Source organism: Xanthomonas populi (assembly GCF_002940065.1).
In the GTDB taxonomy this organism is placed as follows: domain Bacteria; phylum Pseudomonadota; class Gammaproteobacteria; order Xanthomonadales; family Xanthomonadaceae; genus Xanthomonas; species Xanthomonas populi.
Window position 1 is genome coordinate 1 of the sequence record NZ_MDEJ01000095.1, and the last position, 15,474, is coordinate 15,474.

The window sequence follows — 15,474 nt, forward strand, 5'->3', positions numbered from 1 at the left end:
CTGTCGTTCTCCGCTGGCAGGGCGTCAAGTCAATGATGGCAGATTGCTGGGGTTTTTAGAGGCTCCTTTAATTCAACGTGGAACCCACCAATCCTCTTCTGGTATAACAAAAATGCTGGTGGCGATACGATTCGGCTGACCCCGCCAATCACCCGAACAGGCGATGTAGCAGATAATTTCACCGCCAGACCCAGAACACTCCAGTTGAAACACGCGCCCAGACCGATAGCGTGGACAGATGGGAACAACGCAGCCACAACGCCAGAGACGGCAGGTGACCTGCATGGATACCGCCGCCCCAGTCAGTCGCGGTGCAGGCATTTCACGCGGAAGACGCAGCCAGCTCCTACAATGTGCCACATGTTTCCTACGGATCTGCTCATGTCCCCACGCCCTTATGTTCGCATCTGCTTGCTCACTCTTGCGCTAGGCGCCTGCCTGTCCGCACTGGCGCAGGCACCGCAGCCCGTCGCGGCACCTGCGCCTGCAGCAACACCTGCTGCAACGCTCGTACCGACCGGCCCGCGTTCGGACCTGCACGCGCAAGTCCTACTGGATCGCGCGCATTTTTCGCCGGGGCAGATCGATGGCGAACGTGGTTCCAATCAAAAGCGTGCGGTCTCCGGATTTCAGGCCGCGCACAAGGTCAAGGTTACCGGCGAGCTGGATGACGCCACCTGGCAGGCCCTGCAGGCCGACACCACGCCGGCGCTGGTGAAATACACGCTCACCGATGCCGATGTCGCCGGCCCGTTCCAGCCGATCCCCAAGGGACCGGCCGAGCAAGCAAAGTTGCCTTCACTCGGCTATACCTCGGTGGATGAGGCGCTGGGCGAGCGGTTCCATGCCGATCCCGAACTGCTGCGTCAACTCAACCCAGGCGTGGACCTGAGCAAGGCCGGCGGCGTGATCCAGGTGCCGAACATCGACGGTGTGCCTGCACTGGCCAAGCCGGCCAAGCTGGTCCTCGATAAATCCGAATCGACACTGCGCTTGTTCGATGCGGACGGCAAGGTCTATGCGCAGTTCCCGGTGTCCTCCGGCAGCAAGCACGATCCGCTACCGATCGGCCGCTGGAAAATCCTGGGCATCTCGCGCGCCCCGGTATTCAAGTACAACCCCAAGCTGTTCTGGGACGCGAAGAAAGGCGATCAAAAGGCCACCTTGCCGGCAGGCCCGAACAACCCGGTCGGCCGCGTCTGGATCGATCTGTCCAAGCCGCATTACGGTCTGCACGGCACGCCGGAACCGGGCAACATCGGCAAGACCGAATCGCATGGCTGCGTGCGCATGACCAACTGGGACGTGGTTAATCTGGCCAGCGTGGTCGGCCCGTCCATGCCGGTGGTGATGCAGGAGTAAGCATGAAACTGCTGATGATGCTGGTCGCAGGTGTGTTGCTCGGTGCCGCTGGCTATTGGTGGCTGGAACGTGAGGCGCCGCAGGCGGTCGTAGAGCCATGGCTCTCTGCGCCCTTGGTAACACAGCGCAACGCCGCGAGCACCGAATCTGTGGAATCTTCTGCTCTGGCAGCGTCCTCTGCTCCAGCGCTAGCCGTTGCCGCGGCGCCGGCAACCAATGCGGCGTCAGTCAACACGCCTGTCCCAGCAACGCCCGCACCATCTGCTGACACCGTAGTTTCAGGCACTGGCTTGTTGATCCCGGTACAAGGCATCAGCAGCAGCCAACTGCAGGATATCTTCACCGACGCACGCAGCGAAGGCCGCGTGCACGATGCCATCGACATCCTCGCACCGACCGGAACACCGGTCGTGGCAGTTGCAGACGGCACGGTCGAAAAACTCTTCCACAGCGAACGCGGCGGCCTGACGCTGTATCAGTTCGACCCGAATGGCACGTATTGCTACTACTACGCGCATCTGGAGCGCTACGCAGATGGTCTGGCTGAAAAACAGCCAATCAAGCGGGGCCAGATCATCGGCTATGTCGGCAGCACCGGCAATGCAGATCCTGCCGCGCCGCATCTGCATTTCGAGATCCATCGCCTCGGGCCGGAAAAAGAATGGTGGAAGGGAGAAGTGTTGAATCCGTATCCCGTGTTACATGGCGACCAGACCTTGCAGTGATGTGGTCACACAGGGTGGTCTCAAGAATCAAGTGCACCACCTTGATCAATCGAATGCCTGCATCGCTCTGGGAGGGCCAGCCTTGTCGGTCATTGATTAAATTTAGGTTGCGCGTTCACCGACCCAGCACCGGAAGACTGGTTCACCTTCGCCGCCGAATACGACACGCCTGACTACCGCGCAGCCCATGAAGCCGGAGAAGACTATTGCTTCCTGCAGTTTGTCGGGCTGGCAGGCGACGGTATCGGCACGCAGATCGACCTGCGCAAACTCGGGCCGCAGTTCGCCATGCCGGTCTACGTGATTCAGGGCGCGACGTCCCCCCGATTTTGAGGAGTGCTCTAATTTGGAGTCCAATTCCCTACCCCGAGGAGATTGGACGTGAAGACGCGTTTTCCCGAAGAACAGATCAGCGGCTTCCTGCACGACACCGAAGCGGGATAGCGATCAAGGACCTATGCCGGCGGCACGGCGTCAGCGAGGCCTCGTACTGCCTGTGGCGCAGCAAGTTCGGCGGGATGAGCGTGCCCGATGCCAAGCGGCTCAAAGACCTTGAGTCCGAGAATGCCCGGCTGAAGAAGTTGCTGGCCGAGCAGCTGTTCGAGAACGGCTTGATCAAGGATGCGCTGCGAAAAACGTGGTGAGCGCACCGGCGCGTCGTGCGCTGGTGCGCGAGTGGAGTGGGCAAGGCGCCAGCGAGCGTCGCGCCTTGGCAGCGATCGGCATGAGCGCCAGTGCGCTGCGCTACTGCCCGCGCGAAGACCGCAACATCGAGCTGCGCCAGCGCATTCTTGCGTTGGCACGTCGCCATCGCCGCTACGGCGTGGGGATGATCTATCTCAAACTGCGCCAAGAAGGACGCCTCGTGAACTACACGCGTGTGGAGCGGCTTTACCGCGAGCAGCAGCTGCAAGTCCGCCGCCGCAAGCGCAAGAAGGTGCCGGTAGGCGAGCGCCAGCCGCTGCTGCGGCCATCGCAGGCCAACCAGGTGTGGTCGATGGACGTCGTGTTCGACCGCACTGCCGAAGGCTGAGTCATCAAGTGCCTGGTGATCGTGGATGATGCAACACACGAAGCGCTCGCCCTCGACGTGGAGCGCGCGATCTCGGGACACGGCGTTGCGCGCGTGCTGGATCGGCTCGCGCACAGTCGCGGTTTGCCTCAAGTCATCCGTACAGACCAAGGAATTTTGCGGCAAGGCGATGGTCGCTTGGGCGCATGCCCGTGGTGTGCAGCTACGGCTCATCCAGCCCGGCACGCCAAACCAGAACGCCTACGTCGAATCGTTCAACGGCCGGCTACGCGACGCATGCCTCAACGAACACTGGTTGCCAACACTGCTGCATGCGCGCACCGAGATCGAGCGCTGGCGACGCGAAGACAACGAGGACCGACCCAAGAACGCAATCGGCGGCATCGCACCTGCTGCTTATGCCCAACATCTGGCCAACACCGCTATCATTCCCCCCGGACTCTAAACCCGGCCGTTACTCAGGGCGGGGGGAGGTTACTCCAGCGCAAATCAGCAAAGTCTATTTCGAGGGTCTTTCTGCCCCGACCAAGGAATTTCTGCTGCTGCCACGCACCGGGCACGATCCCAACCCGCCGATGCTGGACGCACAGTTGAAGGTGCTGACCAGGATCCGCGCATCGGCGTTGGCGAACGACACGCACTGAAGCGCACAACGCTTCCGTTGCGCGATGACGCATTGCTCACGAGACACAACAAAAAAGCCGGCTTTCGCCGGCTTTTCTTTCAAGCAAGACGCAAAGCCTTACAGCGCCTTGGCCGCCGCCACCACATGCTCGGCAGTGATCTTGAAGTACGCATACAGCTGCTCCGCCGGTGCCGAGGCACCGAAGGTATCAATGCCGACCACATCGCCATCCAGGCCCACATACTTGCGCCAGAAGCCGGTCACGCCCGCTTCCACCGCTACGCGCTTGCGCACCGCATTCGGCAACACCGACGCGCGATAGGCCGCATCCTGGCGATCGAACACATCGGTGGAGGGCATCGACACCACACGCGTCTTCAAACCGGCCGCATCCAGGGTCTTTTTGGCTTCCACCGCCAGGCCAACCTCAGAGCCAGTACCGATCAGGATCACGTCCGGCACGCCGCCTTCGGCATCGGCCAGCACGTAGCCACCACGTTCGATCAGCTTGAGCTGCGCGTCGCTGCGTGGCTGATGCTGCAGGTTCTGGCGACTGAACACCAGGCAGGTCGGGCCGTCCTTGCGGGTGATGGCGGCCTTCCAGCTCACCGCCGATTCCACCGCATCGCCCGGACGCCACACATCGTTATTGGGGATGTAGCGCAGCGAGGCCAGGTGTTCCACCGGCTGATGGGTCGGGCCGTCTTCGCCCAGGCCGATCGAGTCGTGCGTGTACACATGGATGGCGTGCGCCGGGTTCAACGCGCTCATGCGCACGCCGTTACGCGCGTAATCGCTGAACACCAGGAAGGTGGCGTCGAAGGGAATGAAGCCGCCATGCAGCGCCAAGCCATTAGCGATGGCGGTCATGCCGAACTCGCGCACGCCGTAGTAGACGTAGTTGGCATCGGGGTCGTCGATGGCTACCGACTTGCTGGCCTTCCACAAGGTCAGGTTGGAATGCGCCAGATCGGCCGAGCCGCCGATCAACTCGGGGAGCAGCGGCGCGAACGCTTCGATCGCCAGCTGCGAGGCCTTGCGCGAGGCGATAGTCTGGCCGTCTTGCTGCGCCTTGGCGATGTAGGCATCGGCCTGGGCAATGAAGTCGGCCGGCAGCTCGGCGTGCGAACGACGGGTCAACTCGGCAGCTTCGGCCGAATACTGCTTGCCGTACTTGTCGAACAATTGCTCCCACTCGGCCTGATGCAGCGTGCCGGTGCCGTTGGCACGCCAGCCGGCGTAGATCTCTTCCGAAATCTCAAATGGGCCGTACGGCCAATTGAGCGCCTTGCGTGCGCCTTCCAGTTCCTCTTTGCCCAGCGGCGATCCATGCGAGGATTCCTTGCCGGTCTTGGTGGGCGCGCCAAAGCCGATCTTGGTACGGCAGCAGATCAACGTGGGCTTGTCGGTGTTGTCCAGCGCGGTTGCGATGGCGGCCTTGATCTTGGCCGCGTCATGTCCGTCCACATCGCGAACCACATGCCAGCCATACGCCTCGAAACGCGCCGGCGTGTTGTCGCTGAACCAGCCATCGGTATTGCCGTCGATGGAGATGTGGTTGTTGTCCCAGAACGCGACGAGCTTGCCCAGGCCCCAGGTGCCGGCCAGCGAGGCGGCTTCGTGAGAGATGCCTTCCATCATGCAGCCATCGCCCATGAACACCCAGGTGCGGTGGTCGACGATTTCCAGCTCCGGGCGGTTGTAACGCTGCGCCAGCAACTTCTCGGCCAGCGCAAACCCGACCGCATTGGCAAAGCCCTGTCCAAGCGGACCAGTGGTGGTCTCGATGCCGGGGGTTTCGCTGCGCTCGGGGTGGCCGGCGGTCTTGCTGTGCAGCTGACGGAACTGCTTGAGCTGCTCGATCGGCAGGTCGTAACCGGACAGGTGCAGCAGCGCGTACTGCAGCATCGATCCGTGGCCGTTGGACAGCACAAAGCGGTCGCGGTTGAACCACTGCGGGTTGTTCGGGTTGTGCCGGAAGAAATCGTTCCACAGCACTTCGGCGATATCGGCCATGCCCATCGGCATGCCGGGATGGCCGGATTTGGCGGCTTCAACCGCATCGGCGGCGAGAAAACGGATGGCGTTGGCCAACTGGCGGCGGGTGGACTGGGTCATGGGCGTCTATGGAAGCGGCGGGGAACATCGCTGACAGCGTAGCCACCTATTCTCCCACACAGCGCTTTAGTGGAATGGGGAGTCGGAAATGAGGAATCGGATGCAGTGTTGCCCGTTGGTCGGTGATTACACGCGTGGCACACCTCCTGCTGCGACACAGCAAGGTCTCGCAGCACACCTGACGCTCGCAACACCCGGCTTACCGATTCCCCACTCCCGATTCCCTATTCTTCGTCCTTGGCGACCAGGGTCGTCAACGCCAGATCGCCGGTCACATTCAACGCCGTGCGGCACATATCCAGGAAGTGATTGACGCCCAAAATCATGCCGATGCCGACCGGGTTGACCCCGACCATTGCGCAGATCAGCGCCACCACGGGCAGCGAGCCGGACGGCACGCCTGAGGTGCCGATACCGCCCAAGATGCAGACCAGCATCACCGTAAACTGCTGGCCGATGCTCAGGTCCACGTTGAAAAACTGCGCCAGGAAGATCACCGTCACGCCTTCGAACAACGCGGTACCGTTCTGGTTGGCGGTAGCGCCCACGGTCAGCACAAAGCGCGACACCCGCGGCGGCAGGCCCATCTCGTCGGCCACGCGCAGGGCGGTCGGCAAGGTCGCGTTACTGGACGCGGTGGAGAACGCCATCATCGTGGCCTCCTGGGTTTGCTTGAAAAACCGGATTGGCGAGTGCCCGGCAAACTTCACCGCCAGCCCGTAGCTGACCACCATGTGCAGGCCCAGCGCCAACACCACCACGCCCACATAGGCACCTAGGCGGATCAGCAGATCGAAGCCGAACAGCGCGGCCAGATTGAACATGAAACACGCCACCGCATAGGGCGCGAGGCGAATCACCAGGCCGATCAAAGTCATCGAGATTTCAAAGATGCCCTCGATACCGCGCTTGAGCGTGGCCACTTTTTCATCGGCGGTGAGCACCATGCCCACGCCGAACATCACCGCAAAAAACATCAGCGACAAAATCGCGCCGTTGCTGGACGCCGCAGCGATCACATTGCTGGGGACGATCGACAACAGCATGTCCATGCCCTGCGGCTGAGTGCCGGAGCTGGAAATGATCTCGCGGGTGCGCTCGGCGTTTTCCTGGATCAGCTGGTTGGCCAGTTGCGGATCCACGCCCGCCCCGGGCTTGAGCACATTCACCAATACCAGGCCCAGCAACACCGCCACGCCGGACAGCACGATGGTGTAGCCCAAGGTGCGCCAACCCGCTCGCCCGAGCGCGCGGATGTCGCCCATTTCGGAAATACCCATCACCAATGCCGAGAACAGCAACGGCACGATCAGCATGAAGATCAGATTGAGGAAAATCTGCGAGAACGGCGTGGTGACGTACTTGGTCACCACACGCACCCAGTCGGCGTCGCTGCCGGCCAGGTAGTAGACGGCAAGACCCAACAACAGGCCGACGGCGAAGCCAATGCCCATCTTCCAATGCAGGGGCAGGCCCGGGCGGCGGGCGGCTGGGGATTCAGTCATCTGGTCGGGCCTTGATCTGGACACAAAGGCCGTAGCTTAACAAACGCCATCGATGCGGCCAGCTACCCAGCGTCCCCCCATGCACCTGCCCGAGGGTAGATGTCCTTCTCGACGTCAGGTGATGCCGGCGTTGGAGCGGGCAAGGACCCTGCGACTAGGCCGCGGATCAGCCGCTCTGTAAGTGATGTATCCGCAGTGTCCAACCACTCAAAGACAACAAAGATTTCGAGTCGTCGCATCGTTTAGATCCAGTCAAAAGCAGTTCAAAAGCCCGGGTTAGTCGAGGGCGCGGCGCCCTCACCGCTCGCGGGACACGCCGTGAATCCGTCCGTGGAGGCTCGGTGGCGGCATCCATGCCGCCACACGGTCCCGCAAGCGGCAAGGACACCGCACAAGGGAGTTTGGAGGCGGTTTCTTTGAAATCCTGCCTGTTGCTCGGCTTGCGTTAGGAAGCTGATCGGACCCGGCGTCATCCAAACAACGCACGTCATGTCCTGCTTGCAACCATGCACACCGACCATCTCGACTGGTCCTTGCCCGCTCACCGTCGCGGGACCTTACGCGGCATGGATGCCGCGTAAGAGCCTACAAGGACGTACTTGCGGCGTGTCCCCCGATGGTGGGCGGGCAAGGGCCCTGCAGCCAAACCGCAGCCCCAGCGCTCTGCTTTCACCAACACAGTCAGCAACCCACGTGTAACCGAAATCAAGGCGTCACAGCAATACACAGCCTTGCAACTATCCAGAACCTGCCAACCGCTGCCGATGCAGCGCAACCGTTCAAGGCGCTGGCGGATACAGCGGCGCCAATACCTCCGGTTCCGCAGCCGTTGCATGGCGCCAACGCGGGCTTTTGGAAAAAGCCTCGCGCAACGCCGTACGTGCGGCGGCCACATCGCCATCGCTGCCCCAGCGTGCGCGCTGCATCTGCGCCACTGCTGCGCGCTGGGCCGGGTCGCTCAACGCGGCCAGCACGCTGTCGATGTCGGCAACACCGGCCATGCCGCAGAGTACCGCCGCCACATCGTCCATCCCGCCGGTATCGAGCGCGCGCCGCAATTCGGCCACACCATGGGTAGCACGCCGACCGGAGGCGGGTGCATCGCTGCCCTTGGTCACCGGCGCACCGCGCGAACCGCCGCGACGCAGCAACGCCCACGCAAGCGTGGCGATCCACAACAACGCGAAACCGATCGCCGCGCCGATCCAGCCCCACGGCCGTTGCGCAGCGGCGGGTTGCTGCAGGCTCAGCGTGCTGGCTGCTGGAGTTGGCGCAGCGTTGTCAGGCGACGTGCGCGCGACCGGCGCGGGCGCGGGCGCCGCAAACGCACCGCTACCCGCAGCCACATCCAACGTGAGATCCGGCAGTGCTGCAGTCTTGGCCGCCGCCGCGCCCACATCCCACCACGCCACCTGCAAACCCGGCACCACCAGTGGACCGGCGCGGTTGGGCACGATCGAATAGCGCCGGGTCAGCCGCAGCTGCGGCGAACCGTCCACGAAGCGTTCTTCGTACTGCGCCGGCTCGGCAAACACCTGCGCGTCGGGCACGCTCGGAGTAGGCAATTCCGGGAACTGCGCCTGGGTGGCGCCGCGCGCGCTGGCTTCCACCAAGATCTGCGCCGCTTCACCAGCAGTCGCGCGTTGCGGCGTGGTGGTGTAACGCAGTTGCAGACTACGCAGCGGCAACCACGGCTGCGGCGCGTTGGCCGGCTGCGCACGCACCTGTAGCGGAATGCTGGCGCTGCGCGCGGTCAGCTCGCCATTACCGCGACCGAAGTAATCGTCGAAAAAACCACCGACCGAACGCCCATTGAAACGCGCCGACGGCAACAGCAAACGCCCACTGCGCTCGGGCACCAGCAAGTAGCGCCGCTCCACCACGTTGTATTGACGATTGTTGACCAGCTTGACCGAACTGACGTCATCGCCGATGCGCTGCAGCGATGCGCCATCGGGCGCTTCCAGATCCAGCTCGCCGGAGGCCAGCTGCGTGGCGAAGTACAAGCGCACCACCACGCCCACACTTTGCTGCACGTAGGGCTGCGGGTCGTCCACCTGCGTTTCGACGAAGGCGTCTTCATTGCCCTGCGCCGCACTCGGCCCGCCTGGCGCGCTACTGGCGCTACTGGCGCTACTGGCGCTACTGGCGGTGCTACCGGTGCCCGCATTGTTTGCCGCCCCGACCACCTGCAACCGCAGCGGCTCGGTGCGCTCGTTGCCGACGCGTATCGCCGGCACGATCAGCTCACCGCTCTTGCGCGGCGTCAGCACCACGCCGAACAATGCACGCACCGTCACCGAACCGTTGGTCACCTGCATCTGCTGATTGGCGCTCTCGGCACCCAGCGCGAAGTCGTTGCGCAACGGCGTGTAATCCGGATCGACACCGCGTTGATCGGTTTCGATATTCAACATCACCACGTCGCCGGCATTGGCACTGTCGCGGTCCAGCCAGGCGCGTGTCACCGCACCGACGGGTGCGGTGGCGAGCATCACCATGCTGGCCAGCATCCCGATCGCCGCGCGACGTAAGTGGTGTGTGCCGATCATCGTCCGTCCCGTTGCCTGCGTTCGTGTTCCAGCCTGAATTTGGTACGCAGCAAGCTACCCGGATCGTCCGGAACGCGACGTAGCCATGCATCCACCGCCTGGCGTTGCTCGCGCTGTTCCGGCGTCTCGCTGACGGCTGCGGCTTCCTGCTTGCCATTTGCATCGGCGCTCTTGTCGCCAGCCTGCGCCATCGTCTGCTGCATCTTTTGCCGCTGCGCGGCATCGGCCTGCTGCTGCGCCTGCGCATCGGCCGACTGCGGCGGCGCGTCCTGCTTGCTCTGCTCGCCTTGCCCATTCTTGGTTTGCTGGTCTTGCGGCTTTCCATCCTGCGGCGTCTGCGCTGGAGAGGGCTGGTCCTTGCTGTCCTGTTTGCCCTGGGCGTCCTGCTTGTCCTGCCCGTCCTGGCCAGCGTTTTGGTTGTCTTGTTTGTTCTGCTCGGACTGATTTTGACCGGGCTTGTTCTGACCGGCTTGCTTCTGGTCTTTGGACTGGCCCTTGCCGTCCTGACTTTTGCCGTCCTTGTTGTTCTGCTGTTGACGCTTGCGCGCCGCATCCACCGCCGCACGATTGGCGATGGCGTCCTGCTGGTCGGGGTGTTGCTTCAGCGCACCGTCGTACGCCGCAATCGCTTCGTCGTACTCCCCCTGCCTGGCCAGCGCGTTGCCAAGGTTGTATAGGCCCTCATCGGTGGGCACACCTTCAAACGCTTTCTGTGCCGCAGCGAAATCGCCTTTGCGATACGCCTGCACGCCTGCATCCAGACGTTGTTGTTGCACCTGATCGGCGCGTTGCCACAACGTACTCTCTGCAGCGTGCGCGGGCTGAGCCAACGGCAACACACACACCAACGCGAGTACCGCCACAACCGCACGACGTCGGAACGCCAGCAGCGCCAACAGCATCACCGGCAGCAGCAGCCAGTAGCCTTCGTCCAGCCAGGTCTTGCCGCCATTGAACTCGGCCGCTTCATCGGCCAAGGGCTGCTGCGTAGGATCGAGCACCCACAGCGTACGCAAATCCGAATCATCCGCTGCAATGCGCGCATAACGCCCACCGCCCTGCCCGGCCAGATCGCGCAGGCTGCCTTCGTCCAGCTTCGCCTGTGCGATTTCGCCTGTATTGGTGCGATAGGCAGCGCCGCGCTCGCTCCCCACACCGAGCGCAGACACGCTGAATCCACGCGAACGCGCCAGCCGTGCAGAACTTCCGGCCCCACGATCCGCACGATCGCTGACCAACAGAATGTCGCCTTGCTTGAAGCCCGCCTGCACCAGCAACTGCGTGGCCGCATCGATCGCCGCATCGGCGCGCTTGCCATCCACCGGCATCACCGATGGCGACAACGCATCCAGAAACAACGCCACATTGGCCGTGTCTTCAGTGAGCGGTGCAACGGTGAAGGTTTCGCCCGCATAGACCAGCAGCGCGACTTCGCCACCGGCGCGCTTGCGCAACAGCGTGGCCAGTTTCGCGCGCGCCTGCAGCAAGCGCGATGGCGGCAAATCGTTGGCATTGATACTGGACGACAGATCCAGCGCCACCACCAGCGGCATGCTGGAGTGATACACCGGCCGCTCGACCTGCCGCCAACTCGGTCCGGTCATTGCCGCCACCGCAAGCGCATACGTCAGCGCAGCCAGCACGAAGCCCAGCCATCCGCGCCGGCCACCGGACACCAGTAACTCGGGCAGCAGATGCGCATCCACGCTGTGCCGCCATACCTCCGCATCGCGTCGGCGCAGGTGCCACAGCAGCGCCGCCGGCACGATCGCGAGCAACGCCCACAGCAACGTCGGACGCAGTAGATGCAGCGACTGCAACGCCCCCATCATCTCGGCCGGCGCGTTCATCGCCATCTCCGCGGCAACACGTAGGCCAACAGCGCAATCACGATGGCGGCGCCCAACGGCCAGTAATAGCGCTCCACACTCGGCTGCACGGACGGCCCCATTGCCTTCACCGGTTCCAGCCGATCCAGCTCGGCGTAGATGCCGGCCAGTTCCTCAGTGTCGCGTGCGCGGAAGAAACGCCCGCCGGTCTGCTCGGCGATCTTGCGCAGCCCGGCTTCATCGATATCGTCGTTGCCACCGGCCGGAATCGGCACACCGAACAACGAGTAACCACCGCTGCCGCCGAACGCAATGGTGTGCACGCGCACGCCTTCGGCCTTGGCAAGCTCGGCGGCTTTCAGCGGATTGAGCACGCCCGCCGTGTTGACGCCATCGGTGAGCACCACCACAACGCGTTGCCCTTGCTTCTGCTCGCGCAGCCGTTTGACCGACAACGCAATCGCATCGCCAATCGCGGTTTCCCGCCCGGCCAAGCCCACCACGCTGTCGGCCAACTGGTCGCGTACAGAGGTTAAATCCGCGGTCAATGGCGTCAGCGCATACGCGCGTTGGCCAAACACCAACAGGCCAACCCGATCGCCTTCGCGGCGATCCAGAAAGTCCGACAACACCGCCTTGGCCGCCGTCAGGCGATCCACCACACGGCCACCGAGCACCATATCCGGCTCGCTCATGCTGCCGGACAGATCCACCGCCAGCATCATCTGTCGCGCCTCGCGCGGCGGCTGGATCACCTCGCCCAGTTGTTGCGGGCGCGCCAGCGCTGCACACAACAGAAACCAGCCAAGCCACGCCAACCAGCGCGGCATGCGCAGCGCCGGCACACGTGGCGCCTGTGCAACCGCATGCAATTGATCGGCATAGGGCACACGCAGCGCAGCCGCAGCGGCACGCCGTTGCGGCCAGAACCACATCAGCAACGGCAGCGGCATCAACCACCATGCCCACGGCCACGCGCAATGCGCCAGCGCATCCTGCCATTGCGACCACTGCAGCCAGTTCATCGCTGGCCTCGCATCAAACTCAGAAAACGCTGTCGCGCCAATGTCTGCACCGCATCCAGATCAGCCACCGCCGGCGCGCGTTGAAAACCGCCCTCCAACACAGCCCGGCCCGTACCTTGCGAAAACGCGTGGACCTTACTTTTGCCGCCATCCAGAAACTGCAGCCATGCCTCGCCCTGCAGCCGATCGGCTTGCGCATCGACGCTACGCGCTGCACGCCGCAACAATACCGACAGCGTCGCCAATCGCTGCGCGGGAGTTGTCGCGCGCTGCAATTCAGCATCGAATGCCGCCAACCAGCGGCGCTGCTGACGTCGACGACGCCACCACCAGAACCATGCGGTACCGAGCACCAGCACGAGCGCAGCGATCACCAACCACCAGCCCAACGCCAACGGCCACCATGACGGAGACGGCGGTAGATGGACATCGCGTAACGCGAGCGATTGCGGCGCCATCGTCATCGCCCCCGCACGGCACTAATGCCGCCCAACCAGGCATCGCTGGCATCGTCGGTGGACAGGCGATGCAAACGCACACCGCGTGCCTGCAATACCGACGTCAGTTGCTCCAGCGGCGCGACGAATTCGGCCTGCCAGCGCGCGCGTCCGGCCTGTGTGGATAAATCGATCGCAATGCGCTCGCCCCGCACATCGAAGGTGAGTGCACGGGCAGGTGGCGATAGCTCTAAGGGATCGACCAGCACGATCACCACGACTTCGTGATGCAGCGCCAATCCCGACCAACGCACCTCGGAAATCTTGCTGGCGCTACGCGCATCGGCCAGCACGGTGAGCCGCGCGCCGGGCCGCAACAACCTTGCGGCGTGATCCAACGCGACGTCCAGCCCCGCATCGCCCAACGGTGGCTGCGCGTACCAGCGCGCCAACGCGTCCAGTACCGGCAGCACACCGCGCTGGCCGGAACGTGGCGCGATCGGTGCTTCGCTGTCGGTGCCACGCAACGCGGCGATCCGGTCGCCCTGGCGCTGCGCCAACCACGCCGCAACGGCCCCCGCACGCGCCGCCTGCACCGATTTGTAGCGCACCCGCGTGCCGAAGAAGAGCGAGGGCGCGGTGTCGGCCACGATCAGGCTCAAGCGTTCGCGCTCGGCCTGGAAGAGTTTGGTATGCGCTCGCCCGGTGCGCGCGGTGACGCGCCAGTCGATATGCCGCGCATCGTCGCCGGCCACGTACTCGCGCGATTCGGCGTATTCCATCCCGCGCCCACGCGTTGCCGCCGGCACCGGGCCTACCAACCCATGCCGGCCACGGCCCGGTTGGCCGCGATGGGTCACGGTACCGCGCAGTGCGATCAGCTCCGCAAGCGTCGGGCACAGGCCATCACCGGCGACGGACGACGGAACAATTGCAGCGGGGAAGGACGGCATCGAAGACATCGGATTCTGGTCAGAGGGCGGCATACCTCAGCGACACGCTACCCGATCAGGGCAGCGGAATCTTTTCCAGCAAGGCGGCAACCAGGCGTTCGCCATCCCAGCCTTCGGCGGTGGCCTCGTAGCTCGGCAGCACGCGATGACGCAGCACATCCGGCGCAATCGCGCGGATATCGTCCGGGGTCACGTAGTCGCGCCCCGCCAGCCATGCACGCGCGCGTGCGCAGCGCTCCAGCGCGATCGAACCGCGCGGGCTTGCGCCCCAGGCAATCCGTCGCGCCAATGCCGGGTCGTAGCGCTGCGCATCGCGTGAAGCGAGCACGATCTCGATCAGATAACGCTCAAGCTGCGGCGCCAGATGCACGTCGAGCACCACACGTCGCGCAGCGAAGACGTCTTCCAGCGGAATCTTGTCGGGCACCGTCTCGTGCTTTTCCAGCGTATCGCGCGCAGCCTCGCGCGCCAGGCGCAGGATCTCCGCCTCAGCATCGGCCTGCGGATAACCGATACGCACATGCATCAAGAAACGGTCCAGCTGCGCCTCGGGCAACGGGAACGTGCCCTCCTGCTCGATCGGATTCTGCGTTGCCATCACCAGAAAAAGATGCGGCAATGCATAGGTGTGCCGACCCACAGTGACCTGGCGCTCCCCCATCGCCTCCAGCAGCGCCGACTGCACCTTGGCTGGCGCCCGGTTGATCTCGTCGGCCAGCAGAATAGGATGGAAGATCGGCCCCGGCATGAACTCGAAACGGCTGTCCTGCGGGCGCCAGATCTCAGTACCGGTCAGATCGGAAGGCAACAAGTCCGGGGTGAACTGGACCCGCGCGAAATCCGCTTCCAGCCGCGAGGCCAGCGCCCGGATTGCAGTGGTCTTGGCCAACCCGGGCGCCCCCTCGACCAACAGATGCCCATCGGCCAGCAAGGCGATCAGCAACCGCTCGACCAGCGCCGATTGGCCCACGATGCGCTGCGCCAACGACTCGCGCAGCAAGGTGAATTGACGATGCAGCCGGTCCTCGGTGGGCGCGGCGGCGGCTTCTGGGGGTAACAGCGGCGGTAAGTTCATAGAACCAGTGTGACCGATTCGAGCGCGATTGGTTCACTGAGCGGCACCGCGATGTTCAGTGAGTGACACACTTTCATAGTGATGGCTGTTTGACGACCGGCATCCTGCTGGCACTCCCACACACCAGGCATCGCAATCATTCGGCGGGGAGCACGCAGGCTCTGAGGTTTCCCCACGTTTTCCCGAGATAGATCAGCTGGTTGCACCCGGATCGTGTAGAAACAAGTGCGCGCAT

Annotated in this window: 11 protein-coding genes and 3 pseudogenes; 5 read left to right on the forward strand and 9 right to left on the reverse strand. The window is 63.7% G+C overall.

Annotated features, from left to right (window positions below; all coding sequences use genetic code 11):
* The first annotated feature begins 438 nt into the window (after positions 1–438).
* The 5 genes and pseudogenes from XpopCFBP1817_RS14545 to XpopCFBP1817_RS23745 form a co-directional block, all read left to right on the forward strand.
* Entirely contained in the window at positions 439–1,362 is a 924-nt protein-coding gene (locus XpopCFBP1817_RS14545; protein WP_208619626.1) for a L,D-transpeptidase family protein, read from the forward strand.
* A gap of 2 nt (positions 1,363–1,364) precedes the next feature.
* Positions 1,365–2,087: a M23 family metallopeptidase gene (locus XpopCFBP1817_RS14550; RefSeq protein WP_128417661.1), complete on the forward strand. Its 723-nt coding sequence runs from the start codon at positions 1,365–1,367 to the stop codon at positions 2,085–2,087.
* 117 nt (positions 2,088–2,204) lie between these two features.
* Positions 2,205–2,399, forward strand: a pseudogene (locus XpopCFBP1817_RS23140) (alpha/beta hydrolase); the annotation flags it as partial.
* Between the two features lie 69 nt (positions 2,400–2,468).
* Positions 2,469–3,565 (forward strand): annotated as a pseudogene (locus XpopCFBP1817_RS14560) (IS3 family transposase).
* 28 nt (positions 3,566–3,593) lie between these two features.
* Positions 3,594–3,764, forward strand: a pseudogene (locus XpopCFBP1817_RS23745) (alpha/beta hydrolase); the annotation flags it as partial.
* Positions 3,765–3,862: 98 nt separating this feature from the next.
* Here XpopCFBP1817_RS23745 and tkt read toward each other — a convergent pair.
* The 9 genes from tkt to XpopCFBP1817_RS22175 all read right to left on the reverse strand — a co-directional run.
* Positions 3,863–5,863: a transketolase gene (gene tkt / locus XpopCFBP1817_RS14570; RefSeq protein WP_128417663.1), complete on the reverse strand. Its 2,001-nt coding sequence runs from the start codon at positions 5,861–5,863 to the stop codon at positions 3,863–3,865.
* A 224-nt stretch (positions 5,864–6,087) separates the two neighbouring features.
* Positions 6,088–7,368, reverse strand: a complete 1,281-nt coding sequence (locus XpopCFBP1817_RS14575) for a dicarboxylate/amino acid:cation symporter (protein ID WP_208619624.1) — start codon at positions 7,366–7,368, stop codon at positions 6,088–6,090.
* A 779-nt stretch (positions 7,369–8,147) separates the two neighbouring features.
* Positions 8,148–9,920: a BatD family protein gene (locus XpopCFBP1817_RS14585; protein WP_128417665.1), complete on the reverse strand. Its 1,773-nt coding sequence runs from the start codon at positions 9,918–9,920 to the stop codon at positions 8,148–8,150.
* The gene (locus XpopCFBP1817_RS14590) at positions 9,917–11,770 is read right to left on the reverse strand and encodes a VWA domain-containing protein (protein WP_128417666.1); all 1,854 of its coding nucleotides are present in this window, start codon (positions 11,768–11,770) and stop codon (positions 9,917–9,919) included. The genes XpopCFBP1817_RS14585 and XpopCFBP1817_RS14590 overlap by 4 nt, the downstream gene beginning before the upstream one ends.
* Entirely contained in the window at positions 11,767–12,774 is a 1,008-nt protein-coding gene (locus XpopCFBP1817_RS14595; protein WP_128417667.1) for a vWA domain-containing protein, read from the reverse strand. The genes XpopCFBP1817_RS14590 and XpopCFBP1817_RS14595 overlap by 4 nt, the downstream gene beginning before the upstream one ends.
* A complete protein-coding gene (locus XpopCFBP1817_RS14600) occupies positions 12,771–13,232 on the reverse strand; it encodes a DUF4381 domain-containing protein (protein WP_128417668.1) in 462 nt (153 codons plus the stop codon). Before XpopCFBP1817_RS14600 ends, XpopCFBP1817_RS14595 begins: the two co-directional genes overlap by 4 nt.
* A gap of 2 nt (positions 13,233–13,234) precedes the next feature.
* The gene (locus XpopCFBP1817_RS14605; protein WP_128417669.1) at positions 13,235–14,197 is read right to left on the reverse strand and encodes a DUF58 domain-containing protein; all 963 of its coding nucleotides are present in this window, start codon (positions 14,195–14,197) and stop codon (positions 13,235–13,237) included.
* Positions 14,198–14,219: 22 nt separating this feature from the next.
* Positions 14,220–15,239: an AAA family ATPase gene (locus XpopCFBP1817_RS14610; RefSeq protein WP_128417670.1), complete on the reverse strand. Its 1,020-nt coding sequence runs from the start codon at positions 15,237–15,239 to the stop codon at positions 14,220–14,222.
* Positions 15,236–15,474: hypothetical protein (locus XpopCFBP1817_RS22175; RefSeq protein WP_208619625.1), on the reverse strand; the 239-nt coding region annotated here is incomplete at its 5' end. The genes XpopCFBP1817_RS14610 and XpopCFBP1817_RS22175, both read right to left, overlap by 4 nt.

Bases quoted from the DNA above. Each gene is read 5' to 3' on its own strand.
- XpopCFBP1817_RS14550 (WP_128417661.1), top strand. From the start codon at position 1,365: ATGAAACTGCTGATGATGCTGGTCGCAGGTGTGTTGCTCGGTGCCGCT.
- tkt (WP_128417663.1), bottom strand. From the start codon at position 5,863: ATGACCCAGTCCACCCGCCGCCAGTTGGCCAACGCCATCCGTTTTCTC.
- XpopCFBP1817_RS14575 (WP_208619624.1), bottom strand. From the start codon at position 7,368: ATGACTGAATCCCCAGCCGCCCGCCGCCCGGGCCTGCCCCTGCATTGG.
- XpopCFBP1817_RS14585 (WP_128417665.1), bottom strand. From the start codon at position 9,920: ATGATCGGCACACACCACTTACGTCGCGCGGCGATCGGGATGCTGGCC.
- XpopCFBP1817_RS14590 (WP_128417666.1), bottom strand. From the start codon at position 11,770: ATGAACGCGCCGGCCGAGATGATGGGGGCGTTGCAGTCGCTGCATCTA.
- XpopCFBP1817_RS14595 (WP_128417667.1), bottom strand. From the start codon at position 12,774: ATGAACTGGCTGCAGTGGTCGCAATGGCAGGATGCGCTGGCGCATTGC.
- XpopCFBP1817_RS14600 (WP_128417668.1), bottom strand. From the start codon at position 13,232: ATGGCGCCGCAATCGCTCGCGTTACGCGATGTCCATCTACCGCCGTCT.
- XpopCFBP1817_RS14605 (WP_128417669.1), bottom strand. From the start codon at position 14,197: ATGCCGCCCTCTGACCAGAATCCGATGTCTTCGATGCCGTCCTTCCCC.
- XpopCFBP1817_RS14610 (WP_128417670.1), bottom strand. From the start codon at position 15,239: ATGAACTTACCGCCGCTGTTACCCCCAGAAGCCGCCGCCGCGCCCACC.